The 26,869-nt window shown below is 73.2% G+C and carries 21 protein-coding genes; 12 read left to right on the top strand and 9 right to left on the bottom strand.

The window, feature by feature from the left end:
- The first annotated feature begins 178 nt into the window (after positions 1 to 178).
- Positions 179 to 472: a hypothetical protein gene (locus tag HCJ93_RS11415; RefSeq protein ID WP_309141377.1), complete on the top strand. Its 294-nt coding sequence runs from the start codon at positions 179 to 181 to the stop codon at positions 470 to 472.
- 257 nt (positions 473 to 729) lie between these two features.
- On the opposite strand, the gene HCJ93_RS11410 is transcribed toward HCJ93_RS11415, so the two are convergent.
- The 5 genes from HCJ93_RS11410 to HCJ93_RS11400 all read right to left on the bottom strand — a co-directional run bounded on the left by HCJ93_RS11410 (position 730) and on the right by HCJ93_RS11400 (position 4,380).
- The gene (locus tag HCJ93_RS11410; protein ID WP_167993822.1) at positions 730 to 1,503 is read right to left on the bottom strand and encodes an SDR family NAD(P)-dependent oxidoreductase; all 774 of its coding nucleotides are present in this window, start codon (positions 1,501 to 1,503) and stop codon (positions 730 to 732) included.
- A 123-nt stretch (positions 1,504 to 1,626) separates the two neighbouring features.
- A complete protein-coding gene (locus HCJ93_RS29420) occupies positions 1,627 to 2,010 on the bottom strand; it encodes a multicopper oxidase domain-containing protein (RefSeq protein WP_240967558.1) in 384 nt (127 codons plus the stop codon).
- Between the two features lie 475 nt (positions 2,011 to 2,485).
- Positions 2,486 to 2,851, bottom strand: a complete 366-nt coding sequence (locus HCJ93_RS29415; protein ID WP_309141376.1) for a multicopper oxidase domain-containing protein — start codon at positions 2,849 to 2,851, stop codon at positions 2,486 to 2,488.
- A gap of 60 nt (positions 2,852 to 2,911) precedes the next feature.
- Entirely contained in the window at positions 2,912 to 3,232 is a 321-nt protein-coding gene (locus HCJ93_RS29410) for a hypothetical protein (RefSeq protein ID WP_240967551.1), read from the bottom strand.
- A 308-nt stretch (positions 3,233 to 3,540) separates the two neighbouring features.
- Positions 3,541 to 4,380 (bottom strand): helix-turn-helix transcriptional regulator, encoded by an 840-nt coding sequence (locus HCJ93_RS11400; RefSeq protein ID WP_167993820.1) that lies wholly within the window; start codon positions 4,378 to 4,380, stop codon positions 3,541 to 3,543.
- A 177-nt stretch (positions 4,381 to 4,557) separates the two neighbouring features.
- Here HCJ93_RS11400 and HCJ93_RS11395 point away from each other — a divergent pair, with 177 nt between their 5' ends.
- Positions 4,558 to 5,337 carry an SDR family NAD(P)-dependent oxidoreductase gene (locus HCJ93_RS11395; protein ID WP_167993818.1) on the top strand — a complete coding sequence of 260 codons (780 nt, stop codon included), beginning with the start codon at positions 4,558 to 4,560 and terminating at the stop codon, positions 5,335 to 5,337.
- A gap of 171 nt (positions 5,338 to 5,508) precedes the next feature.
- On the opposite strand, the gene HCJ93_RS11390 is transcribed toward HCJ93_RS11395, so the two are convergent.
- A complete protein-coding gene (locus HCJ93_RS11390) occupies positions 5,509 to 6,189 on the bottom strand; it encodes an MOSC domain-containing protein (RefSeq protein WP_167993807.1) in 681 nt (226 codons plus the stop codon).
- Between the two features lie 81 nt (positions 6,190 to 6,270).
- Between HCJ93_RS11390 and HCJ93_RS11385 the strand changes: the two genes are divergently transcribed.
- The gene (locus tag HCJ93_RS11385) at positions 6,271 to 7,167 is read left to right on the top strand and encodes a LysR family transcriptional regulator (RefSeq protein ID WP_167993805.1); all 897 of its coding nucleotides are present in this window, start codon (positions 6,271 to 6,273) and stop codon (positions 7,165 to 7,167) included.
- Between the two features lie 170 nt (positions 7,168 to 7,337).
- On the opposite strand, the gene HCJ93_RS11380 is transcribed toward HCJ93_RS11385, so the two are convergent.
- The gene (locus HCJ93_RS11380) at positions 7,338 to 7,673 is read right to left on the bottom strand and encodes a WhiB family transcriptional regulator (protein WP_167993803.1); all 336 of its coding nucleotides are present in this window, start codon (positions 7,671 to 7,673) and stop codon (positions 7,338 to 7,340) included.
- A 380-nt stretch (positions 7,674 to 8,053) separates the two neighbouring features.
- On the opposite strand from HCJ93_RS11380, the gene HCJ93_RS11375 reads away from it, so the two are divergent.
- The 4 genes from HCJ93_RS11375 to HCJ93_RS11360 all read left to right on the top strand — a co-directional run bounded on the left by HCJ93_RS11375 (position 8,054) and on the right by HCJ93_RS11360 (position 13,245).
- On the top strand, positions 8,054 to 8,665 hold the full coding sequence (locus HCJ93_RS11375) for a response regulator transcription factor (protein ID WP_003948568.1): 612 nt from the start codon (positions 8,054 to 8,056) through the stop codon (positions 8,663 to 8,665).
- A gap of 882 nt (positions 8,666 to 9,547) precedes the next feature.
- Complete coding sequence (locus tag HCJ93_RS11370; protein ID WP_167993801.1) at positions 9,548 to 10,135, top strand: sigma-70 family RNA polymerase sigma factor; 588 nt, start codon at positions 9,548 to 9,550, stop codon at positions 10,133 to 10,135.
- A 172-nt stretch (positions 10,136 to 10,307) separates the two neighbouring features.
- On the top strand, positions 10,308 to 11,810 hold the full coding sequence (guaB, locus tag HCJ93_RS11365) for an IMP dehydrogenase (RefSeq protein ID WP_167993799.1): 1,503 nt from the start codon (positions 10,308 to 10,310) through the stop codon (positions 11,808 to 11,810).
- A 310-nt stretch (positions 11,811 to 12,120) separates the two neighbouring features.
- On the top strand, positions 12,121 to 13,245 hold the full coding sequence (locus HCJ93_RS11360; RefSeq protein ID WP_167993797.1) for a GuaB3 family IMP dehydrogenase-related protein: 1,125 nt from the start codon (positions 12,121 to 12,123) through the stop codon (positions 13,243 to 13,245).
- Between the two features lie 76 nt (positions 13,246 to 13,321).
- On the opposite strand, the gene HCJ93_RS11355 is transcribed toward HCJ93_RS11360, so the two are convergent.
- Complete coding sequence (locus tag HCJ93_RS11355; RefSeq protein WP_167993795.1) at positions 13,322 to 14,530, bottom strand: nucleotide sugar dehydrogenase; 1,209 nt, start codon at positions 14,528 to 14,530, stop codon at positions 13,322 to 13,324.
- Between the two features lie 283 nt (positions 14,531 to 14,813).
- On the opposite strand from HCJ93_RS11355, the gene HCJ93_RS11350 reads away from it, so the two are divergent.
- Positions 14,814 to 16,520, top strand: a complete 1,707-nt coding sequence (locus HCJ93_RS11350; RefSeq protein WP_167993786.1) for a glycerol-3-phosphate dehydrogenase/oxidase — start codon at positions 14,814 to 14,816, stop codon at positions 16,518 to 16,520.
- A gap of 461 nt (positions 16,521 to 16,981) precedes the next feature.
- Here HCJ93_RS11350 and HCJ93_RS11345 read toward each other — a convergent pair whose 3' ends face one another.
- Positions 16,982 to 18,025, bottom strand: a complete 1,044-nt coding sequence (locus tag HCJ93_RS11345; RefSeq protein ID WP_167993784.1) for a serine hydrolase domain-containing protein — start codon at positions 18,023 to 18,025, stop codon at positions 16,982 to 16,984.
- A 171-nt stretch (positions 18,026 to 18,196) separates the two neighbouring features.
- On the opposite strand from HCJ93_RS11345, the gene HCJ93_RS11340 reads away from it, so the two are divergent.
- From HCJ93_RS11340 to HCJ93_RS11325, 4 genes are all read left to right on the top strand, one after another.
- Positions 18,197 to 20,275: a serine/threonine-protein kinase gene (locus HCJ93_RS11340; protein WP_167993782.1), complete on the top strand. Its 2,079-nt coding sequence runs from the start codon at positions 18,197 to 18,199 to the stop codon at positions 20,273 to 20,275.
- A gap of 164 nt (positions 20,276 to 20,439) precedes the next feature.
- On the top strand, positions 20,440 to 23,241 hold the full coding sequence (locus tag HCJ93_RS11335; protein ID WP_167993768.1) for a serine/threonine kinase C-terminal domain-containing protein: 2,802 nt from the start codon (positions 20,440 to 20,442) through the stop codon (positions 23,239 to 23,241).
- Positions 23,242 to 23,484: 243 nt separating this feature from the next.
- Positions 23,485 to 25,332, top strand: a complete 1,848-nt coding sequence (locus HCJ93_RS11330; RefSeq protein WP_167993757.1) for a serine/threonine-protein kinase — start codon at positions 23,485 to 23,487, stop codon at positions 25,330 to 25,332.
- Between the two features lie 76 nt (positions 25,333 to 25,408).
- Positions 25,409 to 26,815 carry a serine/threonine-protein kinase gene (locus HCJ93_RS11325; RefSeq protein WP_167993747.1) on the top strand — a complete coding sequence of 469 codons (1,407 nt, stop codon included), beginning with the start codon at positions 25,409 to 25,411 and terminating at the stop codon, positions 26,813 to 26,815.
- Positions 26,816 to 26,869: the final 54 nt, after the last annotated feature.

Genomic DNA, 26,869 nt, shown 5'->3' with positions numbered 1-26,869 from the left:
CACCCGGCCGGGTCGGGCCGGCCCTCTCCAGCCGAGGAAGCGGGCCGGGGCGTGGCCTGGGGGCCGCTCGTGCTCCCGTACGGACCGCACGAGCTGCCCCGCAGGGCACTTGTGGCAGGCTGCTCTCCTCCCAGGTACGACCAAGGAACGCACTCCCGTGATGTCAGACCCTTCGTCCGTGGACAACGACACGGGCTGCCTGCGTGCGGTCCTCGCAGTCCCGATCCTGCTGCTGACGCTTGTCGCTGCGTTCTTCTGCTGGGCAGCGCTGACCATCCGTCCGTCCGGCCCCTGGGACGACGAGGCCTACGCCGCAATCGTCCTGTCCTGTGTGGTCACCATCGCTGTCACCGCTGCCGTGACGGCACTGTGGCTCATCCCATCGGTCCGCCGGATCATTCCGTGGTGGTGCATCGGCCCATCGCTGCTGCTGGGCATCGTCGCGGGTGTGCAGTGGATGAACCAGGGTTAGGGCCGGGGCGGCGCCCCGGCACAGCTCGGCGAGCCGCTCGTGGTGGGCCTGCACGGTGCGCAAGACCAGGGGCGGTCCCGACGAGCCGGACGTGGCTGACCGGGCCCTCGCGCGTGCCCGGGGCCGCATGCGAACGCAGTTCAGAGGGCGGACCCGCATGGGCAGGCCCTCGTCCTGCGGTGCAGTACCTGCAGTACCTGCAGCACGTGCAGTCCCCTGTCCGTTCCGCAGAGACCGACCGCAGGACGCCGCGCCCGCTACTGGGGGCCGTATTTCCGGCCGGTCCGGGACGTGAGGGTGCCCAGCATGCCCCGCGGCACCAGCTTCGCCGCGCCCATCAGGGTCTTGTAGCGCGGGTCCGGGATGGACACGGTCTTGCCGCGGGCCAGATCGGCCAGGGCTGTCGTCGCGACCTTGTCCGCGTCCAGCCACATCCACTTCGGGATGTTGTCCGTGCCCATCCCGGCCCGGTCGTGGAACTCGGTGCGCACGAAGCCGGGGCACAGTGCCATCAGCCGCACGCCGCTGTTCGCCAGGTCCTTCGCCGCGCCCTGCGTGAACTGCACGACCCACGCCTTGGACGCCCCGTAGGTCCCGCGCGGGACGAACGCCGCGACCGAGGCCACGTTCACCACACCGCCCCGGCCACGCTCCCGCATGGTCTCCGCGGCGGCGGACGTCAGCCGCAGCACCGCCTCGCAGTGCACCTTGAGCATCCGCAGCTCGTCGGCCATGGGCACGTCCAGAAAGCGCCCCTTGTTGCCGAACCCCGCGTTGTTGATCAGCAGATCGACGGGGTTCTTGCGGTCACGCAGCCGTCCGGCCACCGCTTCGATGCCGGCGTCCTCGGCGAGGTCGGCGGTGAGCACCTCCGCCTCGATGCCGTGCCGGTCGTGCAGCTCGGTCGCCTGCTCCCGCAGCCGGCCCGTGTCGCGGGCCACCAGCACCAGGTCGTGTCCGTCCGCCGCCAGCCGCCGCGCGAACGCGGCACCGATACCCGATGTCGATCCCGTAATCAGAGCCGTTGTCATGGCCCAAGGGTAGTGAGCCGGAGCGGAGTGGTCCGCTCGCATCGCTGCCAGTGCCGGGGGTGTGCGGGAGCCCGGCCGGTTCAGCCCGCCGCACTCCCGTGCGCCTGCCGCGCCGGGGGTGGCCTATGCGCCATCACCCCCACGTCCCGGGTGGCTGCCGTGGCCGGAGTGATCCGGCGGGCTTCCGGCCGGCTGGCCCTTCTCGACCACCACGAACTGGCCCATCATGCCCTCGTCCTCGTGGTACAGCAGATGGCAGTGGTACATGTACGGGACGTCCGGATCGGCCGGCCCCGTGAAGCGCAGCGCCAGCTTCATCGTGACACCGTGCGGCACGAACACCGTGTCCTTGCGCCCGCGCAACTCGGGCGGCGGCGTCTTGCCGTTCACCTCCATCACGCGGAACTGAACGTCGTGCACATGGAAGTTGTGGGGCATGCCGTTGGTGTTGCGTATCGTCCAGACCTCCGTCGTGCCGCGCGTCACCGTCTCGTCGATGCGTCCCATGTCCATCGCCCGGCCGTTGATCCCGGACCGCTCGAGGTCGAAGTGCCGGGCCTTGACGGCCCGTTCACCATCGGGCAGTTCGGGAGCGGCGACCAGAGTGCCGGGCAGCTCCGGGGAGGGACGCAGCCGCTCGGCCGCCCGCAGCTCAAGGACGTCGAAGCTGTCGTCACCGCCGTTGAACCGGCGCTGCCACTCGTCCCCGTAATTGCGCTGCGGGAAGCTGCGCAGCATCACCCGCTCACCCGGCTCCATCCGTACGACGATCTCGGCGCGTTCACCCGGCGACAGCTGGACGCAGTCCCTGCGCACGGGCCGCTGCAGCAGACCGCCGTCCGAGCCGATCAGCGCGAACTCGCGGTCGTCGGCGAAGCCGAAGGCGTAGGTGCGGGCGGTGGAGGCGTTGAGCAACCGCAGCCGTATCAGCTCGTCCCGGACCTCACGGAACGGGCGCAGGGTGCCGTTGACCATGGTCCGGTCACCGAGGAAGCCGACGTTCTGCAACAGGCCCCGGTCGCCGGCCAGCCGGGATCCGTCGAAGCGGACGTCCTGCACGACGACCGGCAGATCGTCCACGCCGTAGCGCTTGGGCAGCGGCAGCCGCCCGGAGGTGTCGTCGTCCAGGAGGAACAGGCCCGCCAGACGGCGTCGTACATGGTGCTCGGTCCGGCCGTGCGGATGCGGGTGGTACCAGAGTCGCCGCCGGTTGGTCGATCTTCCAGTGCGGGGTCCAGGTGGCTCCGGGGGCGACCATCTGGTGCGGGCCACCGTCCATGCGGGCCGGCAGGTGCATGCCGTGCCAGTGCACGGTGGACGGCTCGCCGAGGGTGTTGCTGACCCGCACCCGGACCTTCTCGCCGCGCTTCGCCCGCAGCGTCGGCCCGAGGTAGGAGCCGTTGAAGCCTCAGGTCGGGGTTCTCACCCCGTCCCGGAACTCCGTCTCGCCGGCCTGCATCCGCAGGTCGAAGACGCGGGTGCCGTCCTTCTCCACGGTCGGCTCGGCCAGGGGCGGTATGGCCAGCGCGTTGTCGAACGGCGCCTTGCCCACTGTACTCACCTTGGAGCTGTCCCACAGCCAGTACAGCAGCCCACCGAGGGCCACGGCCGCCACGGTCACCAGTGCGACCAGCAGCAGGACGAGGCGCTTCCAGCGGAAGGGGCGAGGGGCCGCGACGGGCGGGTTCCCCCAGCCCGTCGCGGTGTCGTGGGACGTACGGCGAGTCATGCTTCGAGCGTCGTGGATCAAGACCCGCCGGACATCGGGGATCGTCCCCGATCAGCCCCTGAACCGGCACGGGCGGGGAGCCGGGGTTTCCCCTGAGGAGCCTCCGGGGCGCCCGAGTTGTCCGGTCCGGCGCGCGCCTCGTTCCGCGCCCCCGCGCCGCGCGCACCCGCGTTCCCGTCCCCGCGCCGTCGCGCCCCGCGTCCCCGCGCCCCGCGTCGCCGCGCCCCACGTGCCCGCCTGCCTGCCAGACCCGTCCCTGCCTGCCAGGCTCATCCGGTTCGTCCGGGCCCGCCCCGGCCCGCCCCGCGTCAGGCGACGAAGGTCTGGAGCCCGAGGGCGGTGATCAGCGCCAGGCGCTCGGCGTCCTCGCTGCCGGGTTCCGCCGTGTAGACCATGATGTGGAGGTCGCTGCCCTCCAGCGTGAGGATGTCGCAGTCGAGCGTGACCGCACCAGCCTGCGGGTGGTCGATCGTCTTGCGGGCCGACTCATGCCGCCCGGTGATACCCGTGTCCCACAGCTCGGCGAACCGCTCGCTGTGCGTGCGCAGATCGGCGATCAGCCGCCGGAGCCGCTGGTCGGCCGGGTAGCGGGCGGTGGCCGCGCGCAGGTCGGCGACGAGCGCCCGCTCGAGGGCACGCCGTGACCGCGCGTCCTGCCGCACCCGGTCGCTCAGCCCGAGGAACGTCCGCCACACCCCGTTGCGCTCGCGGCCGCGCCACCGGGAGGTGTCGCCCATGAGGGCGTCGTAGGGCGGATTCGCCGTGAGCAGCGTCCAGGTGGCGTCGTAGACGGCCACGGGAGTCCCGGTCAGCCGGTCGAGGACGCGCTGCACGCTCGGCGTGAGATGGGTGGGCACGCACTCGGGGCCCGGCGGCTGGACCCCGGCCAGCCGGAAGAGGTGCGCGCGCTCCTGGCCGGACAGCCGCAGCGCCCTGGCCAGGGCCTCGACGACCTGCTCGGACGGACGGGTGGCACGCCCCTGCTCGAGGCGGGTGATGTAGTCCACCGAGATCCCGGACAGCTGGGACAGCTCCTCGCGGCGCAGGCCCGGTGCCCGCCGCCGCCCGCCGCCGGGCAGTCCAGCGGCCTCCGGGGAGACCCGGTCCCGCCAGCGGCGCACCGCCTGCCCGAACTCCGTCGTCGCCATGCCCTCAGTGTGCCCGGCCGGCATCCGGCCTGCCTGGTACCGCCGTTCCCAGGAAAACGCGGCATCTGGCTGACGGTGCGGCCGACGCGCAGGCTTGCGGTGGTAGGTACGCCATGAGCACGCGCGACACACACCCGGCCCGGCAAGGACCCGGAAAGGGACCGGAAAGGAAGCACCATGAGCAAGCTCGCACTCGTCACCGGCGCCACCTCCGGAATCGGGAGGGCCTACGCCGAGCGGCTGGCCGCGGACGGCCACGACCTGGTGCTCGTGGGGCGGCGCAAGGACCGACTGGAGGAGTTCGCCGCCTCGCACCCCGGGACCGAGGTCAGGACCGTGGCGGCCGACCTCGCCACCCCGGCCGGGATCGACACGGTCGCCGCCCTCCTCGCGGCCGAGCCGGTGGACCTGCTGGTGAACAACGCCGGAGTCGCCCACTACATGCCGCTCGCCGAGCTCCCCGCGGAGAAGGCCACGGAGATCGTCAACGTCAAGGTCCTCGCCCCGACGCTGCTGACCCGCGCCGTGCTTCCCGGCATGCAGGAACGCGGCGGCGGCACGGTCGTCAACGTGGCGGGCATGATCGCCTTCAGCGGCCCCGCACCGCACTCCCAGATGCCGCGCCGCGTCGTCTACGGCGGCAGCCTGGCGTACCTGGTGACGATGTCCCAGACCCTCGCCGCGGAGTTGGAGGGCACCGGGATCGCCGTGCAGGTGGTGTGCCCGGGGGTGGTGGCCACCGAGTTCCACGAGCGCCAGGGTCTCGATCTGAGCGGGGTGCCCCGTATGACGGCCGAGGACGTCGTCACCGCGAGCCTGCGGGGCCTGGAGCTGGGCGAGACCGTCTGCGCCCCGGGCGTCGAGGACGCCGGCCTGCTCGACGCGGTGTTCCAGGCGGACCTCGCCGCATTCGGGGCCCAGAGCACCGAGCTGGCCACGCGCTACCGGGCCGCCTGAGGAAGGGCTCACCGGCACACCGGCCGGCGCGCCCTGAGGAGGGCACGCCGACCGGCGCCCGGCCCCTGGGCACGAAAGCGACACCTCGTCAGGCAGCGTCGGGGTGACGCCGGGTGGCGCCGGGTGACGCGCCGGGTGGCGTCGCGAGGCGTTGTGTGGCGTTGAAGGGTGTCAATCGGCCGCCGAGGCCCCGTACTTCTCCGTCCACTGCCGCGCCTCCGCCAGCGCCTCCGGATGCAGCGCCTCGCCCGCCGCGAGCAGGCGCGGCAGCAGCGTCCGCTCCGTCGTCACCGCCTGGAACTGCAGCGCGACCGTCACGTCGTGACCGGGGCGGTGCACGATCCGCACCGGGTCGCCCGCGCGTATCTCACCGGGCTTGATCACCCGCAGATACGCACCCGGTGCGCCCCGCCGGGTGAAGCGCTTCACCCACCCCCGCTCACCCATGTGGCCCTGGAAGGTGCGGCAGGGGATACGGCCGCTGGTGACCTCGAGGACGACCTCTTCGCCGATGCCCCAGCGCTCACCGATCAGGGAGCCGGAGACGTCGATCCCCTCCGTGGTGAGGTTCTCGCCGAACGCGCCGTTCGCCAGCGGGCGGCCCAGCTCCCGCTCCCAGGCGTCCAGGTCCTCTCGGGCCACGGCGTAGACGGCCTGGTCGTCGCCGCCGTGGTACCGCCGCTCGCACACCGCGTCCCCGGCCAGACCGCTGCCGCCGACTCCCTTCGGCCCCGGCGCCGACACCCGCACCGGTCCTTCCACCGGCCGCTTGTCGATGCCGGACAGCCCTTCGGGCTGGTCGGTGTACGGCACGGCCTTCGGGCGCCCGAGATTCACAGACAGAAGCTTCATGGCCCGCACGGTAGGCCGCACGATGCCAAAGCGTCGACGCATTATCCGGCACCGCATCAAAGCAGCGCTTATCCTTCAAGGGTGATCGAAGCCCGTCATCTCCGTGTGCTGCGCGCCGTGGCCGCCACCGGTTCCTTCTCCGCCGCGGCCCGTGAGCTGGGCTGCACCCAGCCCGCCGTCAGCCAGCAGATGAAGGCGCTCGAGGCGTCCCTCGGCACCCCGCTGCTCGTCCGCACCGGCCGCGAGATGCGGCTGACCCAGGCCGGTGAGGCGCTGGTGCGGCACGCCGCGGGCATTCTCGCCGGGCTCACGGCAGCCGAGGAGGAGGTGGCGGCCATCGCCGGGCTCCGGGCGGGCCGGGTCCGGCTGGTCTCCTTCCCCAGCGGCAGCTCCACGCTCGTACCGACGGCGCTCGCCGCACTGCGCGACGCGCACCCCGGCACGCGGGTCTCCCTGGAGGAGGCCGAGCCGCCCCGTTCCGTGGAGATGCTGCGCGAGGGCGACTGCGACGTGGCGCTCGCCTTCCGCTACGAGGGGTCGGCGGGGGCGGAGGAGTGGGACGACCTGGTGGTGCGCCCGCTGCTCGCCGACCGGCTCGTCGGTCTGCTGCCGGAACGGCACCGGCTGGCACGTGCGGCGTCCCTCGCCATAGGGGAGCTCGCCGAGGAGCCGTGGATCGCGGGCTGCCCGCGCTGCCGCGGCCAGCTGGTCGAGGTGTGCGAGGCGGCCGGCTTCACGCCGCGGATCGACTTCGCGACCGACGACTATCCGGCGGTCGCCGGGCTGGTCGGCGCGGGGCTCGGGGTCGCGGTGCTGCCGCAGCTCGCGGTGGAGTCGGTGCGGCCCAGGGGGGTCCGCACGGTTTCCCTGGAGCCCGCCGTGCGGCGGGAGATCGTCGCGCTGACCCTGCCGGACCTCGCCCAGGTGCCGGCGGTCAGGGCCACGCTGGATCAGCTGGCTCGGGCGGCCGCGCGGTAGCAAGGGGTTCGGCGCCGCTCGGCGGCCCGGGCAGTCCGGCGGGGCCCGGTCCGGCGGCCGCGCGGAGCGAGGGGCACGGGGGTCTCCGGGGCCCGTGGCGCTGCGCCTGGTGGTCACCTCCACCGAAAAAACAAGGGCACGTGGTGTGCCCGGACTGCAGAAACGTTCCTTCAGGACTTCGAGGCGGTGTGCCCGCCGGCCGTCGATGCCGAGGCCGACACCAGCCGGTTGCGCGCCCGGCCCATCAGCTCTTCGCGCTCGTCCTCGGTCAGGCCGCCCCAGACGCCGTACGGTTCGCGCACCGCCAGCGCGTGTGCGGCGCACTCGGCGCGCACCGGGCACCGCATGCAGACCTCTTTGGCCGAGTTCTCACGAGCGCTGCGTGCCGCACCCCGTTCGCCCTCCGGGTGGAAGAAGAGCGAGCTGTCCACCCCGCGGCACGCAGCCAGGAGCTGCCAGTCCCACAGGTCCGCGTTCGGTCCGGGAAGGCGGGAGAAATCTGCCATTGCGTGACCCCTTGTAGCCGTTCTGGGCGGATCCGGTGTCCACGACCGTACAACTACGATCCAAGGAGATGAAAATATGACTCATTGCGAATCTAGCTCCAGACACCTGGAAACGGGAAGAAAAGGGTCTGAATGGGGCATGGGTTGTGATGAAAGCTTGAGGGTCTCCCGCGCGTATCTCCATCGTGTCCGCCCCCTCACGTAGAGTGCCGAAGATGGCAGACGGCCCCGTAACTCTTTCGAGTGACCGTCGTTGAGAGTGCGAGGCGGTTGAAAGAACAAGCGCTCGGGCGGGCGTCCGAGACGGTCGACCGCACAGGTGACGATTTCGTACCAGCCTGGAGGCTCAAGGTGACGCGCATCAGCTGCGGAGGGCGGCCATGACTTCCGTCCTCGTCTGCGACGACTCCCCGCTTGCCCGAGAGGCGCTCCGCCGCGCGGTCGCGACCGTGCCCGGCGTCGAGCGCGTGACGACGGCGGCCAACGGCGAGGAAGTCCTCCGCCGCTGGGGCGCCGACCGCTCGGATCTGATTCTGATGGATGTACGCATGCCCGGCCTGGGCGGCGTCGAGACCGTCCGGCGACTGCTGTCCGCCGACCCCGGCGCGCGCATCATCATGCTCACCGTCGCCGAGGACCTCGACGGTGTCGCTCTCGCCGTGGCCGCCGGCGCCCGTGGCTATCTGCACAAGGACGCCTCCCGTGCCGAGCTGCGCGCCACGGTCACGCAGGCCCTCGCCGACCCGACCTGGCGGCTCGCCCCGCGCCGGCTGCGCTCCGCCGAGATGGGCGCCGCGCCGACGCTCACCGCGCGCGAGATCCAGGTCCTGGAGGGGATGAGCCACGGCCGCTCCAACGCGGAGATCGGCCGCGAGCTGTTCCTCTCCGAGGACACGGTCAAGACGCACGCCCGGCGGCTGTTCAAGAAGCTGGGCGCGTCCGACCGGGCGCACGCCGTGGCGCTCGGATTCCGGTGGGGCCTGGTGCGCTAGGACCTGTCCCCCGGATCGGACCGGCTGCGGCGCGGCCCGTGGAGCGGCTGCGAATGAGACGGCTACCGGCGAGCGGGGGCATGTGGATGCCCCCGCCCGGGTTCTTCGCATGCGCGGCGCCGGCGGCTGCCGCCGGGTCGGACGGGTGCGGTCGCTGTCTCGTGCGAGGGGAGCGACTGCCGCTCCGGCGAGGGGCGCGCGGGCTGTTCCCGGGGTCCATGCCGGCCGCCGGGTGCACGCGGTTCGCCGGCTTCCTGCCGGTCGCCGGGTGCGTGCCGTACGCGAGGTGCGCGCTCTTGGCGAGGGCGGTGCCGTACACGAGGTACGTGCTCTTGGCGAGGGGCATGCCGTACGCGAGGATCGTCCCGTACGGGCCGTGCGTGTACCGGCCTTGCGCGCGGCGCGATCGGTGCCTGCGGCGCGTGCCGCTGAGGGCGGCCCCGCCGTGTCCACGGTGCGGATCGTCCCGGTCGTTCGCGCCCGGCCCGCCGTGTCCGGCACGCGAGCCCGACCCGCCGTCCTCGCCGCACGAGGCGAGGGACCGGTACGCGCCGTGCATCTCGTGCACGCCAGGTGATGCGCACGCGTCGTGCACCCAGTGCGCCTCCCGCGCGGCTCACGCGAGGCGCCGGCGCTTTGCACACCGTGCCGAAGGCGCCGCATCTCGCGCCCACCAGGGCATCGGCGGCGATCGCCGGATGCCCGCTGCTCGTTTCACCGCGGATGACGCATCCTTGAGGTGTGGAGTTCCTCGGGGACGAGTCGGTCGAGCGGAAGGGGAGGGCGCAGGGGATGAGTTCCGGCGCACCTGCTCATAACGCTTCGGTGCACAACGAGGGACGTGGTGTCACGGACTCTGCGTCCGCAAGGCACCATGGACCGATGCGCGAGGACGAGGCGGGCACTGCCCAGGGGGCGATCGGTGCACTCGTCCATCGCGCCGTCGAGGGCGATGAGCAGGCCACGCACGATCTGCTCGCCCACGTCCACCCGCTGGCCCTGCGCTACTGCCGCACCCGGCTGTCCCGGCTGCCCGGGGACGCCCGTCACTTCGTCGAGGACCTCGCCCAGGAAGTCTGTGTCGCGGTGCTGCTCGCGCTGCCCCGCTACCGGGACACCGGGCGCCCCTTCGAGGCGTTCGTCTTCGCCATCGCCGCCCACAAGGTCGCCGACCTGCAGCGTGCCGCGATGCGCCACCCCGGCTCCACCGCCGTGCCCTCGGACGAGATGCCCGAACGCCCCGACGACTCCCTCGGCCCCGAGGAGCGTGCGCTGCTCAGCAGTGACGCCGAGTGGGCCAAGAAACTCCTCGCCAACCTGCCCGAGAACCAGCGCGAGCTGCTGCTGCTGCGCATCGCGGTCGGTCTCACGGCGGAGGAGACTGGACAGATGTTGGGAATGTCACCCGGCGCGGTCCGGGTGGCGCAGCACAGGGCGCTGAGCCGGCTGCGCGCGCTGGCGGAGCAGTAACCACCGCCGCCGGACCACGGCTTGGCGAGTGAAACGGCGGGCGGGCGTTTCCGTATGACGGTTCCGTAGGAACGTACGAAGGCCGGAGCCGTGCCGAACCGTGGAATGAGACACCTCCGCTTCCCGTTAGCATGGACATCCGCACCGATCAAGGCCATTTGGGGAAGGTGTCATGACTGCCAACGTCGACGGCGTGCCCGAAAAATTCGCGACTCTCGGGCTGACCTACGACGACGTGCTGCTGCTGCCGGGCGCATCCGAGGTGCTCCCCAACGCGGTCGACACCTCGTCCCGAATCTCCCGCAATGTCCGGGTGAACATCCCGCTTCTGTCCGCCGCCATGGACAAGGTCACCGAGGCGCGCATGGCGATCGCGATGGCCCGTCTGGGCGGCGTCGGCGTTCTGCACCGCAACCTGTCCATCGAGGACCAGGTCAACCAGGTCGACCTGGTGAAGCGGTCCGAGTCCGGCATGGTCACCGACCCCATCACGGTGCACCCGGAGGCCACGCTCGCCGAGGCCGACGCGCTGTGCGCCAAGTTCCGCATCAGCGGTGTCCCGGTCACCGACCCGGCGGGCAAGCTGCTCGGCATCGTGACCAACCGCGACATGGCCTTCGAGACCGACCGCAGCCGTCAGGTGCGCGAGGTCATGACCCCGATGCCGCTGGTGACCGGCAAGGTCGGCATCTCCGGTGTGGACGCCATGGAGCTGCTGCGCCGCCACAAGATCGAGAAGCTCCCGCTCGTCGACGACGAGGGCATCCTCAAGGGCCTGATCACGGTCAAGGACTTCGTCAAGGCCGAGAAGTATCCGAACGCCTCCAAGGACGCCGAGGGCCGGCTGCTGGTCGGCGCCGCCGTGGGCGCGAGCCCCGAGGCGCTGGAGCGCGCCCAGGCGCTCACCGAGGCCGGCGTGGACTTCCTGGTGGTGGACACCTCGCACGGCCACAACAGCAACGCGCTCAGCTGGATGTCGAAGATCAAGTCGGCGGTTCCGGTCGATGTGATCGGCGGCAACGTCGCCACCCGCGAGGGCGCGCAGGCGCTGATCGACGCCGGTGTGGACGGCATCAAGGTGGGTGTGGGCCCCGGCTCCATCTGCACCACGCGCGTGGTGGCGGGCATCGGTGTCCCGCAGGTCACGGCGATCTACGAGGCCTCCCTCGCCGCGGGCCCGGCGGGCATCCCGCTGATCGGCGACGGCGGTCTGCAGTACTCCGGCGACATCGGCAAGGCGCTCGCCGCCGGTGCCGACACGGTGATGCTGGGCAGCCTGCTCGCGGGCTGCGAGGAGTCCCCCGGCGAGCTGCTGTTCATCAACGGCAAGCAGTACAAGTCGTACCGCGGCATGGGCTCGCTCGGTGCCATGCAGTCGCGCGGTCAGGGCAGGTCGTACTCGAAGGACCGCTACTTCCAGGCAGAGGTCTCCTCCGACGACAAGCTGGTGCCCGAGGGCGTCGAGGGCCAGGTGCCCTACCGCGGCCCGCTGGCCAATGTGCTGCACCAGCTGGTCGGCGGCCTCCGCCAGACCATGGGCTACGTGGGCGCCGCCACCATCGGCGAGATGCAGACCAAGGGCCGCTTCGTCCGGATCACCTCGGCGGGACTCAAGGAGAGCCACCCGCACGACATCCAGATGACGGTCGAGGCGCCGAACTACAGCAGCAAGTGAGCCCCGCCCGCGCGGTCGGCCGGCCGGCGGCCGGCGTGCGCGGGTGAGGCACGGCCGACGGAAGCCGCGCGGCGCGGGACGGCCAGGAGCTGTGCGGCGTGGGACGGCGGGACGCTGTGCGGCGTGGGACGGCGGGAAACCGTGCGACGCCGCCGTGCGGCGCCGGCCGGTGACATCGTGAAGCGCGGCAGCCCGGCGCGGCCGGGCGGCGCTGAGCAGGGGCGGGCACCCGGGAGCACCGGGGCCGCCCCTGTCGTATGCGTCGGCGATACTGGAAGACGCTGCAACGCATCAGGGAAAGGCCACAGACGTGACTGAGATCGAGATCGGGCGCGGCAAGCGCGGCCGCAGGGCGTACGCCTTCGACGACATCGCCGTCGTCCCCAGCCGCCGTACGCGGGACCCGAAGGAGGTCTCGATCGCCTGGCAGATCGACGCCTACCGCTTCGAGCTGCCCTTCCTGGCCGCCCCCATGGACTCCGTGGTCTCGCCGGACACCGCCATCCGCATCGGCGAGCTCGGCGGCCTCGGCGTGCTGAACCTCGAGGGTCTGTGGACCCGCTACGAGGACCCGCAGCCGCTGCTCGACGAGATCGCCGAGCTGCCGGCCGACTCCGCCACCCGCCGCCTGCAGGAGATCTACGCCGCGCCGATCAAGGAGGAGCTGATCGGGCAGCGCATCAAGCAGGTGCGCGACTCGGGCGTGGTCACCGCCGCCGCGCTCTCCCCGCAGCGCACCGCCCAGTTCTCCAAGGCCGTGGTGGACGCGGGTGTGGACATCTTCGTCATCCGCGGCACCACGGTGTCCGCGGAGCACGTCTCCAGCTCGCACGAGCCGCTGAACCTGAAGCAGTTCATCTACGAGCTCGACGTCCCGGTGATCGTCGGCGGCTGCGCCACCTACACGGCGGCCCTGCACCTGATGCGCACCGGTGCCGCCGGTGTCCTGGTCGGCTTCGGCGGCGGTGCCGCGCACACCACGCGCAATGTGCTGGGCATCCAGGTCCCGATGGCCACCGCGGTCGCCGATGTGGCCGCGGCCCGCCGCGACTACATGGACGAGTCCGGCGGCCGCTATGTGCACGTGATCGCGGACGGCGGCGTCGGCTGGTCCGGCGACCTGCCCAAGGCGATCGCCTGCGGCGCCGACGCGGTGATGATGGGCTCCCCGCTCGCCCGTGCGACCGACTCGCCGGGCCGGGGTCACCACTGGGGCATGGAGGCGGTGAACGAGGAGCTGCCGCGCGGCAAGAAGGTCGGCCTTGGCACGGTCGGCACGCTGGAGGAGATCCTCACCGGCCCGTCCCGCACCCCCGACGGCTCCATGAACCTCTTCGGCGCCCTCCGCCGCGCCATGGCCACCACCGGCTACAGCGAGCTCAAGGAGTTCCAGCGCGTCGAGGTCACGGTCGCCGACTCCCAGCACCGGCGGTAACCGGCAGGTCTCTCCGCGGGCCGGTCACCCGAACGGGTGACCGGCCCGCGGCTTGTCCCCGCCTGCCGCCGGCCTCTCACAACCGGTGCGCCGCCCCCGTGGGGGTGGCCCCCCGTGTGTCGAGGAGGAGCTGGGCCTTCACCGACAGGCCCTGGAGGTCGTAGGTGCGGTGCTGCTGGAGGAGGATGGTGAGGTCGGCGCCGGCGGCGGCCTCGTAGAGGGAGTCGGCGCGGGGGACGGGGCGGTCGAGGACGTTCCAGGACGCCACGTGCGGGTCGTGGTAGCTGACCGAGGCGCCCAGCTCCATCAGCCGGATCGCGATCTCCCGCGCGGGTGTGCCCTGCAGGTCGGCGAGGTCGGGCTTGTAGGTGACGCCGAGGAGCAGGACGCGTGCGCCGCGGGCGGACTTGCCGTGTTCGTTGAGCAGCGCGGCGGCCCGCTGCACGACGTAGCGGGGCATGCGGCTGTTGACCTCCTGGGCCAGCTCCGCCATGCGCAGCGGGCGGCCGGCGTGCGCGGTGAGGTCCTGGGGGACGGCGTGGCCGCCGACGCCCGGTCCGGGGCGGAACGCCTGGAACCCGAACGGCTTGGTCTCCGCGCAGCGGATGACGTCCCACAGATCGACGCCCAGCTCGTGGCAGAGCACGGCCATCTCGTTGACCAGCGCGATGTTGACGTGCCGGAAGTTCGTCTCCAGGACCTGCACGGTCTCCGCCTCCCGCAGCCCGCGCGCCCGGACCACCTTGTCGGTGATCCGCCCGTAGAAGGCGGCGGCGGACTCGGTGCAGGCGGAGGTGAGCCCGCCGATGACCTTCGGCGTGTTGGCGGGCGTGACGTCGCGGTTGCCGGGGTCGAGGCGATGGGGGGAGTAGGCGAGGTGGAAGTCCCGGCCGGCCACCAGCCCGGACTCCGACTCCAGCAGCTCCCGCAGGAAGCCCTCGGTGGTGCCGGGCGGTACGGGGGATTCCAGGATCACGGTGGTGTGCGGGCGCAGCCGCGCGGCGAGGGTACGGGCGGCGGCCTCCACCTGGCTCAGGTCGAGCGTGCCGTCCGCGCCGCGCGGGGCCGGCGCGCAGATCACCGCGGTGCGCACCCGGCCCAGCTCGGCCGGGGCAGCGGTGACACGGAAGCCTTGCGCGAGCATCCGGCGCACCTCGGCCGGGCTGAGCGAGCCCGCCTCGGGGCCGGTCCGGTAGCCGACAGTCGGAATCCCGGCGGCGACGGCGGCCTGGGCCAGGGGCAGGCCGTACGGGCCGAGTCCGATGACGGCGAGATCTGCGGGCATGGCGTGGGCCGTCCTTCCCAGTAGCCGAAGTGGGGCAGGTGCGCAAGCCGTGTGGACAGAACGAGCGAGCGCAATGTCAGACTAGGAGTAAATATGACCGATTTGCGGGATTGGTCGGCCGAAATTCGGTGAGTCGTGCCGGGTGGTCCCGGGTGGTTGTCCACAGGCTGGGGGTACCTGGTGGCTGAAGTCGGGCAAGCCGGTCAGAATTTGGGCATGAGACAGGGGGACCGGGCTTCGCCCGACGGGTGCGGCCGACGCGACCGATGAGCGGGAGGCAGCGGTGAGGACAGCGATACTGGGGCCGGCGCAGCGCGCCGAGTCACTCGCATCCATGGCCGAGCGCGAGCTGGACGTGCTGGTGGTGGGCGGCGGCGTGGTCGGCGCGGGCACCGCGCTGGACGCCGCGACGCGCGGCCTGTCCACGGGACTGGTCGAGGCACGTGACTGGGCGTCAGGCACCTCCAGCCGGTCCAGCAAGCTGATCCACGGCGGCCTGCGCTACTTGGAGATGCTCGACTTCGGGCTGGTGCGCGAGGCGCTGAAGGAGCGCGGCCTGCTGCTGGAGCGGCTCGCCCCGCACCTGGTCAAGCCGGTGCCCTTCCTCTACCCGCTCCAGCACAAGGGCTGGGAGCGGCTCTACGCCGGATCGGGCGTCGCCCTCTACGACATCATGTCCATGGCCCGCGGACACGGCCGGGGGCTGCCTCTGCACCGGCACCTGAGCCGCCGTCACGCCCTCAGAGTTGCGCCCTGTCTGAAGAAGGACGCGCTGGTCGGCGCCCTGCAGTACTACGACGCCCAGATGGACGACGCCCGCTATGTCGCGACCCTGGTGCGCACCGCCGCCGCCTACGGCGCCAAGGTCGCCAACCGGGCCCGCGTCACCGGCTTCCTGCGCGAGGGCGAGCGGGTGGTCGGCGCCCGGGTGCAGGACGTGGAGGGCGGCGGCGAGTACGAGGTCCGCGCCAAGCAGATCGTCAACGCCACCGGCGTGTGGACCGACGACACCCAGGCGATGGTAGGCGAACGCGGCCAGTTCCACGTCCGGGCCTCCAAGGGCATCCACCTCGTCGTCCCCAAGGACCGCATCCACTCCACGACCGGGCTCATCCTGCGCACCGAGAAGTCCGTACTGTTCGTCATCCCCTGGGGCCGGCACTGGATAGTCGGCACCACCGACACCGACTGGGACCTCGACAAGGCCCATCCGGCCGCGTCCAGCGCCGACATCGACTACCTCCTCGAGCACGTCAACTCGGTGCTCGCCGTGCCGCTCACCAGGGACGACGTCGAGGGCGTGTACGCCGGTCTGCGGCCGCTGCTGGCCGGCGAGTCCGACGCCACCAGCAAGCTGTCGCGCGAGCACACCGTGGCCCACCCGGTGCCCGGCCTGGTCGTGGTCGCCGGTGGCAAGTACACGACCTACCGCGTCATGGCCAAGGACGCCGTGGACGCCGCCGTGCACGGCCTCGACGTGCGCGTCGCCGACTGCGTCACCGAGGACACCCCGCTGCTCGGCGCCGAGGGGTACCGGGCGCTGTGGAACGCACGAGCCCGCATCGCCGCCCGCACCGGCCTGCACACCGTGCGCGTGGAGCACCTGCTCAACCGCTACGGCTCTCTCACCGAGGAGATCCTGGACCTCATAGCCTCGGACCCCTCCCTGGGCGAACCCCTGCAGTCGGCCGACGACTATCTGCGCGCCGAGATCACCTACGCCGCCTCGCACGAGGGAGCGCGGCACCTGGACGACGTGCTGACCCGGCGCACCCGCATCTCCATCGAGACCTTCGACCGGGGCACCCGCTGCGCCCGGGAGGCAGCCGAGCTGATGGCGCCGGTGCTGGGCTGGGACAAGGACCAGATCGAGCGCGAGGTGCAGCACTACGAGAAGCGGGTGGAGGCGGAGCGCGAGTCGCAGCGCCAGCCGGACGACCTGACGGCGGACGCGGCCCGGCTGGGAGCGCCGGACATCGTGCCGCTGTGAGGGCTCTTCGGGACCGTTCCGCGGGGGCGTTTCGAGTGACGCGGCTCTGGCCGGGCGGTTTCGCGGGGGCGTTTCGAGTGGCGTGGCTGTGGCCGGGCGGTTCTGCGGGGCCGCTTCCAGTGACGTGGCTCTGACTGGGCGGTTTCGCGGGGCGGTTCTGCGGGACGCGGCGTCGGCTGGGCGAGGTCCGCGGGGGCGTTTCGAGTGGCGTGGCTGTGGCTGGGCGGTTTCGCGGGGGCGTTTCGAGTGGCGTGGCTGTGGCCGGGCGGTTCTGCGGGGCCGCTTCCAGTGACGTGGCTCTGACTGGGCGGTTTCGCGGACCGTCCCGCGGGACGCGGCTTCGGCCGGGCGGTTTCGCGGGGCCGTTCTGCGGGACGCGGCGTCGGCCGGGCGAGGTCCGCGGGGCGGTTTCACTCGAACGAGTGTCGTGAACCGGGACCTTCGTTCGGGACCCGCTCGTTCTACGGGGTGCGAGGGCAGAACTCGGCCGCGAGCACTGCGGGTTCGAGACCGGGGTCGTCCATCGTGTCCGTGTTGAGCCGGAAGGTGAGGACGCGCCGGCCGTCCGCGGTGGCTGCGGTGCGCACGTAGCTGCCCAGGATGCGCCCGTTGTGTCCCCAGACCGTCGTGCCGCACGGAAGCTTCTCGGGATACAGGCCCAGGCCGTACGAGCCGCGTGCGGCACGGGTGTCCAGCATCTCGCGCAGCATCCGCGGGGAGAGCAGCTCGCCGCCCAGCAGCGCCCCGTAGAAGCGGTTCAGATCGGCGAGCGTGGTCACCAGCTCGCCCGCCGCGCCGGCCACGCGCGGGTCGAGCTCCGTGACGTCGGCTCCGCCGGAGCTGTAGGCCCGGCCGTGCGGTGACGGCAGAGAACTCTCGGAGCCGGGGAAGGAGGTGCCCGTCAGACCCAGCGGAGCGAGGATGCGCCGCTCGGCCTCGGCGGCGTAGGAACGGCCGGTGACCCGTTCCACGACCAGGCCGAGCAGGACGTAATTGGTGTTCGAGTACGCGAAGCGGCCCTTGGCGGCCGGAGGGTGGGTGAGAGCGATGCGCAGCGCCTGAAAGGGTGTCACGGGGACCGTCCCCCGGGTCTGGACGGTGAAGTCGTACAGACCGCTGGTGTGCGCGAGCAGGGAACGCAGGGTCAGCGCGCGCCCGTCGTTCCCGGCTCCCCGCACCAGCCCCGGCAGATGCTGCTCCACGGTGTCCGACAGCGACAGACGGCCCTCCTCGGCCAGCTGCAGCACCACCGTCGCCACGAACGTCTTGGTGATGCTGCCCGCGCGGAAGTGGTCGGTGCGCGCCATGCCCTGGCCGGCCTGGGCATAGCGGGAGCCGTCCTCCGCCTGGGCCAGCAGGGCCGCTCCCGGCGCACCGCCCCGCGCGACCAGTTGCGGGACCAGCTCGTCCGCCGGCGAGGCGGAAGGGGCCGAGGAGGCCCCCGGGGCGAGGGCGAGCAGCACCAGGGACACAGGAACGGCAAGTAGCGTCCGCAGCGGCTGCATCCCGGTCCCTCCGTCGTCGGGGCCCCATCATGCAGGGTGGCGGAACCCCTTGTTCACCCGGGTCACCGGGGCGTGCGGGCCGGGACGGCGCGTGGGGCACCCTGAGCGCCGGCCACTTGTCGCGTGAGAGACAATGAAGGCTCTGTCAGGGCGGGTTGCATGAGGGGACGCATGTCGGAGGCGGAGCGGGCGGGAACATCCCGTACGGACGAGAGCGCACGTCTCCTCGCCGGGCGGTACCGGCTGGGAGAAGTGCTCGGCCGCGGCGGCATGGGGACGGTGTGGCGGGCCGAGGACGAGACCCTGGGGCGGACGGTCGCCGTCAAGGAGCTCCGGTTCCCGTCGAACATCGACGAGGACGAGAAGCGGCGGCTGATCACGCGAACCCTGCGTGAGGCCAAGGCGATCGCGCGGATCCGCAACAACAGCGCGGTGACCGTCTTCGACGTGGTCCAGGAGGACGACCGGCCCTGGATCGTGATGGAGCTGGTCGAGGGCAAGTCGCTCGCCGAGGTCATCCGTGAGGACGGCCTGCTCGAGCCCCGACGGGCGGCGGAGGTCGGGCTGGCCGTGCTGGACGTGCTGCGCTCCGCGCACCGGCAGGGCATCCTGCACCGCGATGTGAAGCCGTCGAACGTGCTCATCGCCGACGACGGCCGGGTCGTGCTCACCGACTTCGGCATCGCCCAGGTCGAGGGCGACCCGTCCATCACCTCGACCGGCATGCTCGTCGGCGCGCCCTCCTACATCTCCCCGGAGCGCGCCCGCGGCCACAAGCCGGGCCCGGCGGCCGACCTGTGGTCGCTCGGCGGACTGCTCTACGCGGCGGTCGAGGGGGTCCCGCCCTACGACAAGGGCTCCGCGATCGCCACGCTCACGGCGGTGATGACCGAGCCGCTCGAGGAGCCGAAGAACGCGGGACCGCTCAGAGACGTCATCCAGGGGCTGCTCACCAAGGACCCGGAGAAGCGGCTCGACGACGCCGGCGCGCGGGCCATGCTGAACGCCGTCATCCACGCGCCCGAGAAGCAGGAGACCGAATCCGAGCCCGCGGACGCCACCAAGGCGGTGCCGCTGCCGGAGCAGCCGGGCGAGCGGGCGGCACGGTCCGGCGGCAAGCGGGCCGAGGAGGCCGGGGAGCGGCTGCGGGGCGCGCTGCGCTCCGTGCGGAAGGCGGCCGCCGTGGCCACGGGTGCCGCCGCCGGCGCCAAGCCGGCGGCCACGCCCGTGGCTTCCGGCACGGGCGGCTCCGCCGGGGCCGCCGACTCGGCCGAGGCCGGCCCGGGGAGCGGGGCGCCCTCGGCGGGCGCCGCGTCCACCGGTACGGGATCCGCCGGGACGGCCGGCAAGGGTTCCGGTGCGAGCGGCGGCTCCGGGACCGGGGTGGCGGGCGAGCCGTCGGCGGCGCAGCCCGCGGCCAAGGGCGCGAGTCCGGGCTGGCCCAGGATGACCCCGCCGGACCTCCCGGCCCGTCCCAGGCCCCGGGCGTCCATCACCGACGTGGTGCCGCGGCAGACGCTGGTCGCCATCGCGGTGATCGTGCTGCTCGCCGTGATCGGAGTGGTGATCGGCATTGCTCTCGCCGACGGCGGCGAGGACGACGGCAAGGCCGCCGGGAAGGGAGCCGGGGCGACCGCGGAGGCGTCGGCCGGCCCCAGCACCAAGAACGACGACAAGGACGGCACAGGGACCGACGGCTCCGCGACCGAGTCGGCCGGGACGGGTGCGCCCGCGGGCGGCGGCGCCGGTGACGGGTCGTCGGACGGCGCGTCGGACGGCTCCCGGGACGACGCGGGTGACGGGGGCGACGACGGCACCTCGGCGCAAGAGACGTACAAGGGTGACCAGGGCTACTCGATCGGGCTGCCCGAGGGGTGGAAGTACCAGTCGACCGGGGCGGCGGGGGACCGCTTCACCGGCCCCGACGGGCAGAAGCTGCTGATCGCCTGGACGTCCGCGCCGAAGTCCGACCCGGTGGCCGACTGGCGGAACCAGGAACGCTTCATGCTGCGGTCGCAGTACAAGAAGATCCGCATAGAGAAGGTGGACTACCGCGGCTGGAAGGCCGCCGACTGGGAGTTCACCTATGTGGAGAACGGCACCACGTGGCGGACCATCGACCGGGGGTTCGTGGTCAACGACCGTCAGGGGTACGCCCTGATGTACACGGCGAAGGCGAAGACCTGGGGGCAGGAGGAGCGCAGGGAGACCTGGCGGACCCTGACGCGCTCCTTCGAGCCCAGGTCCTGAGCCCCTCCGGGGCATGGGCGCACCCCCGTTTGGAAAGTGAGTTGTGGCATCCCCTCTTTGCGGGTTGCCTCGGGCACGTATCGTGAGTGCTTGCGGACCGTACGCAGCCGGAACGGGTCGCGAGGCGAACGGATTTGACCGACCGTACTGCCGGGGGAGGCAACGTGGACGACTATGCGGGACGGGTTCTCGCCGGCCGCTACCGCCTGCCGCTGCCGCCGTCCGACGAGTACGAACTCACCGAGACCCGCGCCTTCGACACCTACAGCGGGCAGGAAGTCCTGGTCAGGCAGGTGCCGTTGCCGGAGGTCGTCGAGGCCGAGGTGCTCGACGCCGAGGGGCTGCCGGAGGGCTTCACCGCACGGGACGGCAGCGCACGGCGCGGCGGTTCCAGCAGGCCGCCCGCCCGGTCGGGCACCCGCCGCCCCACGGACCCGGTCGTGCGGCGGGCCGTGGAGGCCGCGCAGGCGGCGGCCGCCATCCCGGACCATCCCCGCCTCGACCAGGTCTTCGACGTCTTCGCCGAGGGAGGCTCGCTGTGGGTGGTCAGTGAGCTGGTGGCCGCGCGACCGCTGGCCGCACTGCTCGCCGAGAAGCCGCTGACGCCGTACCGGGCGGCGGAGGTCGCCTCCGACGTGCTGATGGCGCTGCGGGCGCTGCACGCGCAGGGCTGGGTGCACCGGAACATCACCGCGCGCACGGTGCTGGTCTGCGACGACGGCCGGGTGATGCTCACCGGTCTCGCGGTCGGCGCGGCCGAGGAGGCGTTGTGCGGCTACGACCCGGTGCCGCCGCCCGCGGGCTCCGAGGGTTCACAGGGCCCCGAAGGGGCGCAGGGCCCCGAAGGGGCGCGGGGTTTCGGGCCGCAGGGCTCCGGAGCCGGGGCTTCCGCCCCGGAAACGCCCCTCGGAGCGCCGGGCGCGCAACGCGACGGAGCCTGGCCGTCCGCACCCTCCGGCGGACCCTCCGGAACCGCCGCACCGGCCCCCCGCAGCGACCCCGAGGCCCTGCGCCGGGCCGCCATCGAGGCGCGGGCCGGGCACCTGCCCGCGAGCGGGGACGGCACACCGGGCCGCGGCGTTCCCGCCGTGACGGCTCCCCGGGCGCTCGGCAGTGCCGGGGACATCAGGGCGGCCAGGGCCGGCGCGATCGCCGCCTACCGGGCGGGGGCGCGTGCCGCCGCACGGGTGCAGGAGGCGCAGCAGAGCGGCCGGGCCGCCACCGCCCTGCCGGGTGCCCGCACGGCACCGGAGGGCGGCCGGACGGCCTCGCCGGGCCAGCTCCCTGCCGCGCCGGGCAGCACCGGGCCAGACCCCGGGCCCCGCAGCGACGGGGCCGGACAGTCCCCGTACTCACCGCAGGTGCCGTATCCCGCAGGGCCGGGACGGCAGGGCACCGCCCCCGGGGTGTCCGGCCTCACGGGCGGCGGCGGGGCGGGCGCGGCGGCCACGGGCAGTCAGCCGCCGGGGCGGATCGCCGACCCGTACGGCGTGGCGGGACGCACCGTCCGGCCCGCCGGCGCATCCCGCACCGGTTCCGGCACCGGCAGCACCGCGCCCGCGCTCGGCGCCGGCGCCCAGGCACGTACCGCGCTCCCGTCCGCCGGTGCCGACGAGGCCGCCCCGGCTCCCGGCGCCGACCGCAGCCCCGCGCCGACGGCGTCCGCGCGCTGGGACGAGCCGGCGGCGCAGAACCCGGTACCGCGCGGGCCCACCAGCGCGTTGGCAGCCGAGCGGGCGCGGCAGGCGCGGATGGCCGTCGTCGGCCCGGTGACCGAGCGGTGGGCGCCGGAGCAGGCCGGGCCGGTGCACGAGAACTGGCAGCTGGCCCCGCCGATCGGCCCCGCCACCGACCTGTGGGCGCTCGGTGCGCTGCTGTTCCGTGCCGTGCAGGGACACGCCCCGTACCCGGAGGAGTCCACGGCCGAGCTGGTGCAGATGGTGTGCGCCGAGCCGCCCGCCTTCGCCGAGGAGTGCGGGCCGCTGAGGCCGATCGTGGAGTCGCTGCTGCGGCAGGACCCCACCGAGCGGCCGGACGTCGAGGAACTGCGCGGCTGGCTGCGCTCGCTGGTGCGTTCGGCCCCGGAACCGGAGGCCGGGCTGAACGTGATCACCGCACCGCCCCTGGAGACCAGCCGGCTGCCGGTGGTGCGCCGCCGGGGCGAGCTGGTGCGCAAACGGCGCGCCGGGCTCCCCGCCCACCACGGCAGGCACAAGCGGGCCAAGCAGCGCACCCGTTCCCCGCACCGGCTCGGCCGCACTCTGCTCCTGCTGGTGCTGCTCCTGCTGGCCGGTGCCGTCGTCTACGCCATGCTGTTCATGCCGAAGGCGGGCGAGGACCCCTCGGGCGCCCAGCCCGCCGGGGGAGTCAGCCAGGCGCCGCCGTCGCGGGCGGCCGGAGGCGGGCCCGGCGGTGACGACGCGGCGGGGGCGGACACGCCGAAGAGCAGCACCGCGAGCAGCCCCGGGGAGTCGGCCGGCTCCACCGAGACCCAGACCACCGTCCCCGAGGTCGCCGAGGGGTTCACGCTGCGCAAGGACCCGGAGGGCTTCCGGATCGCCGTCGCCGAGAAGTGGCAGCGCGCCGGGAAGAACGGCAGCGGCCAGGTCGTCTACTCCCGCGGCGACTTCGAGCTGATCGTGGTGCCGGGCCGGGACAGCGCGGAGCGCTATGGGAGCGATCCCATGGCCTATCAGCGGGACGACGAGCGCGAGCTGCAGCCGTACCGCGACTCCAGCTGGGCCACCTCCACCGGCCTGAAGACCATCGAGGTGGGCGGACGGACCATGGCCGAGGGGCAGTTCACCTGGACCGGTGACGACGGGGACGACCTGTACGTCCGCAACCTCGCCGAGCTGATCGACGGCCGCTACCACGTGATCCAGGTCCGCGGCCCCGAGGGCGAGCGGGACGAGGTGACCCGGCTGTACGAACAGGCCGTGGCCACCTACCGATTCACCGGCTGACTCACGGTGCGGCGGACCGGCTGGCCGTGGCCGGAAAAGACCGGTGGGCCAGGCGGAACCGGACCCGTCGCGTCCTCGACGGCGACGGAGAACGCACGCATCCGCACCCCCTGTGGTTGTCCGGTGCCTCGAACAGCGAGAACCATCACAGTGCGGTCTCCTTGCCACCCCGCCGGTTCCCAGGACAGGGCGCGGTCCCTACCCTGACCCCTGTCAAGACCATTGCGGGGCAACGTGAATCAGATGCAGGGCTCGCTCGTCGCGGGCCGCTACCGGCTCGCCGCGTCCATCGGCAGCGGTGGCATGGGCCGGGTGTGGCGGGCGCACGACGAGGTGCTGCACCGTTCCGTCGCCATCAAGGAACTCACCGCCGCTCTCTACGTATCCGACAGCGAGCAGGCGATGCTGCTCGCCCGGACCCGGGCCGAGGCGCGTGCGGCGGCGCGGATCAACCACTCCGCCGTCGTCACCGTGCACGACGTGCTGGAGCACGACAACCGGCCGTGGATCGTCATGGAGCTGGTCGAGGGCCGCTCGCTGGCCGACAAGGTCAGGGAGGAGGGCCGCGTCGAGCCGCGCGAGGCGGCACGGATCGGCATGTGGGTGCTACGCGCGTTGCGCGCCGCCCACTCGGCGGGCGTCCTGCACCGTGACGTCAAGCCGGGCAACGTTCTCCTCGGTGACGACGGGCGGGTGCTGCTCACCGACTTCGGCATCGCGCAGATCGACGGCGACACCGCCATCACCCGGACCGGAGAGGTCGTCGGCTCGGTCGACTACCTGGCGCCCGAGCGCGTCCGCGGCCACGACCCCGGCCCGGCCTCCGACCTGTGGGCGCTCGGCGCCACCCTCTACACGGCGGTGGAGGGCAGCTCGCCGTTCCGCCGCACCTCGCCGCTGGGCACCATGCAGGCGGTCGTCGAGGAGGAGGCCGACGAGCCGCGGCACGCGGGACCGCTGGCCCCCGTCATCAACGCGCTGCTGCTGAAGGACCCGGCCGGCCGCCCCGACGCCGCCACGGCCGAGCGGATGCTGGCCGAGGTCGCGCAGGGACGTGAGCCCGACGCGGTGCCGCCGTACGCACCGGCCGGGGCGGCGCGCCGGCCCCTGCCGCCCGTGACCGGCACGCACGGGGCCGCAGGCCGCCACCCCCGGCCGACCGGTGCGACGGCCGTGCAGCCGCCGCACGCCACCGGGCGGACGGCGGCGCGGTCGCCGCACCCGGCCGAGGGCCGGACCACGGCACCACACCCGTACGCGACCGGACCGGCTGCCGCGCGGTCGCCCCATGCCACGACACCGGGGCGGCCGCCCTGCGCGACGGCGACCGCGTCCGGTGCCACCGTCCCCGCCGCTCCCGGCTCCCCGCACGCCGGCCGCCCCGGCGGGGGTGCGTCCGCGACGGGCGCCACCGGAACCGCGGGCGGAGCCGCTCCCGCCACCGCCCGGCGCAGCCGCCGGCGTCTGATCGCGCTGGTCGTCGCCGTCGCCGCGGTCATCGGCGGCGGCACCTCGGTGGTGCTGCAGGAGTGGGGCCGGGGCCGCAGCGGCGGCGGCACACCGGCCGCCTCCTCGTCGCCGCGGCCCAGCGCCTCAGCGAGCGAGGGAACCGAGTCCTCCGCCGGCCTGCCCGAGGGCTGGGTGCGGCGTACCGACCCGCTCGGCTTCAGCGTCGCCCTGCCCGGCGAGGACTGGCAGCGCAGCTACGACGAGGAGACCGGTCAGGTCGACTACTCGCCCGACGGCGGCAAGCACTTCCTGCGCATCGCCATCGACGAGGCCCCGGACTTCGACGACCCCTTCGAGCATCTGAAGTCCCTGGACTGGCAGTTGGGGCAGCGGCTCGTCGACTACCGGCGGAACACGCTCGAGCGCGACACCTACCGTGACCGGCCGAGCGCCCGCCTGGACCACAGCTGGACGGCGCTCGCCAAGGACACGCCGTTCCCCGGTCCGTACCGGGCGGTCGACCACATGTATCTCTCGCACGCGGGCGTCGAGTACGCGCTCTACATGGCCTCGCCGGCCGGGGACTGGGAGGCGACGGCCGAGCAGTTCAAGACGGTGCTCAAGGGCTGGCGCGAGCCCTGACACCGGCGTGTACCGGCCCTTGGTTGGCCGAATCGCCGTACCGGAGGGAAGACATCCGGTGGGGCATGATGGGCCCATGGGGACCGAGGGGCAGTCCGGCAACGGCAGGGGAACCGAAGGGCAGTCCGGCAGCGGGTCGGTGCCGGACAACGCCCGTGTCATCGCGGGGCGTTACCGTCTCGAGGCGCGGCTCGGCCGCGGCGGCATGGGCGTGGTGTGGCGGGCGACGGACCAGTTGCTCGGGCGGCGCGTCGCGGTCAAGGAACTCCCGGTCGACGAGACCCTCCCGGCGGAGGACGCCCGCCGCCGGCGGGAGCGCACCCTGCGCGAGGCGCGGGCGCTCGCCCAGCTGCAGCATCCGCACATCATCGTGGTCCACGACGTCGTCGAGGACGACGAACGCCCGTACATCGTGCTGGAGTTGATCGACGGCTGCTCGCTCGCGGACCGCATCGCCACCCGTGGCGCGGTGGACGCGCAGGAGGCCGCCCGCATCGGCATCCAGCTCCTCGGGGCGCTCCGGGCCGCCCACGCGGCCGGTGTGCTGCACCGGGACCTCAAGCCCGCCAATGTGCTGCTGGAGAACGGCACCGACCGCGTCGTCCTCACCGACTTCGGCATCGCCCAGGTGCCGGGCGCCAGCACGCTCACCGAGACCGGCTCCTTCGTCGGCTCGCCCGAGTACACCGCCCCCGAGCGGATGTCCGGCACCCGCGCCGGGCCCGAGTCCGACCTGTGGTCGCTGGGCGCGCTCCTGTGCGCCGCCCTCAGCGGCGAGTCGCCGTTCCGGCGGGACTCGATCAGCGGGGTGCTGCACGCCGTGGTGGTCGAGGAGATAAGGCCTCCCGCGCAGGCCGAACCGATTCTGCCCGTGGTGCTCGGGCTGCTGGAGCGCGACCCGGACCGGCGGCTGGACGCGGACAGCGCCGAGCGGATGCTGCGGGCGTTCCGCGAGACGGGCCGCACCCCGCAGGTGCCGCCGCTGGGCTGTCCGCCCGACGACCGCGGCCGGTCCCGGCTGCGCCGCCCGGCCCGGCGCGAACCCGGCACCGGGCGCCCGCCCGAGACGTACGGACCGTCCGAGACGTACGGACCGCGCGAGACGTACGGTCCGCCCGGCCCGGTGCAGCCCGACGCCCGTCCGCCCACCCGGAGCGTGCTGGTGGCCGCGCTTGCCGTCGCCGCGATGGCGACGGCGGGCGTGTCCGCCGCCGCACTGCTGATGGACCGGGACGACGACGGGGGCACCGCGCCCAGCAGCACCGCGCCGGAGACCCCCGCGAGCCCCTCGCACTCCCCGCCGTCCACGGCTTCCCGCTCGCCCGCCGTTCCCCGTACCACGGCCGGGGCCGGCGTCACCGCCGGCTCCGGGGCCTCCTCCGCTCCCGGCTCACCCTCCGCCTCCCGGACGTCCGAGACGCCCGAGGATCCGGGCACCGCCCGACCGTCCGGCACCCCCTCGCCGTCCGTCTCGACTCCCTAGTCCGCATAAATCGGAGATAAAGCCCACGCGGAGTCACGGGTCTGTGACCGGTTG

This window comes from Streptomyces composti, assembly GCF_012034205.1.
Lineage (GTDB): Bacteria > Actinomycetota > Actinomycetes > Streptomycetales > Streptomycetaceae > Streptomyces > Streptomyces composti.
The sequence above is the reverse complement of the archived record's forward strand: the minus strand, read 5'-3'. Positions and strand labels throughout refer to the sequence as shown.

Excerpts from the sequence above, each read along its gene's own strand:
- HCJ93_RS11410 (WP_167993822.1), bottom strand. The coding sequence starts at position 1,503 with ATGACAACGGCTCTGATTACGGGATCGACATCGGGTATCGGTGCCGCG.
- HCJ93_RS29420 (WP_240967558.1), bottom strand. The coding sequence starts at position 2,010 with ATGGGACGCATCGACGAGACGGTGACGCGCGGCACGACGGAGGTCTGG.
- HCJ93_RS29410 (WP_240967551.1), bottom strand. The coding sequence starts at position 3,232 with ATGACTCGCCGTACGTCCCACGACACCGCGACGGGCTGGGGGAACCCG.
- HCJ93_RS11400 (WP_167993820.1), bottom strand. The coding sequence starts at position 4,380 with ATGGCGACGACGGAGTTCGGGCAGGCGGTGCGCCGCTGGCGGGACCGG.
- HCJ93_RS11395 (WP_167993818.1), top strand. The coding sequence starts at position 4,558 with ATGAGCAAGCTCGCACTCGTCACCGGCGCCACCTCCGGAATCGGGAGG.
- HCJ93_RS11390 (WP_167993807.1), bottom strand. The coding sequence starts at position 6,189 with ATGAAGCTTCTGTCTGTGAATCTCGGGCGCCCGAAGGCCGTGCCGTAC.
- HCJ93_RS11380 (WP_167993803.1), bottom strand. The coding sequence starts at position 7,673 with ATGGCAGATTTCTCCCGCCTTCCCGGACCGAACGCGGACCTGTGGGAC.
- HCJ93_RS11375 (WP_003948568.1), top strand. The coding sequence starts at position 8,054 with ATGACTTCCGTCCTCGTCTGCGACGACTCCCCGCTTGCCCGAGAGGCG.
- HCJ93_RS11370 (WP_167993801.1), top strand. The coding sequence starts at position 9,548 with ATGCGCGAGGACGAGGCGGGCACTGCCCAGGGGGCGATCGGTGCACTC.
- guaB (WP_167993799.1), top strand. The coding sequence starts at position 10,308 with ATGACTGCCAACGTCGACGGCGTGCCCGAAAAATTCGCGACTCTCGGG.
- HCJ93_RS11355 (WP_167993795.1), bottom strand. The coding sequence starts at position 14,530 with ATGCCCGCAGATCTCGCCGTCATCGGACTCGGCCCGTACGGCCTGCCC.
- HCJ93_RS11345 (WP_167993784.1), bottom strand. The coding sequence starts at position 18,025 with ATGCAGCCGCTGCGGACGCTACTTGCCGTTCCTGTGTCCCTGGTGCTG.
- HCJ93_RS11340 (WP_167993782.1), top strand. The coding sequence starts at position 18,197 with ATGTCGGAGGCGGAGCGGGCGGGAACATCCCGTACGGACGAGAGCGCA.
- HCJ93_RS11330 (WP_167993757.1), top strand. The coding sequence starts at position 23,485 with ATGCAGGGCTCGCTCGTCGCGGGCCGCTACCGGCTCGCCGCGTCCATC.
- HCJ93_RS11325 (WP_167993747.1), top strand. The coding sequence starts at position 25,409 with ATGGGGACCGAGGGGCAGTCCGGCAACGGCAGGGGAACCGAAGGGCAG.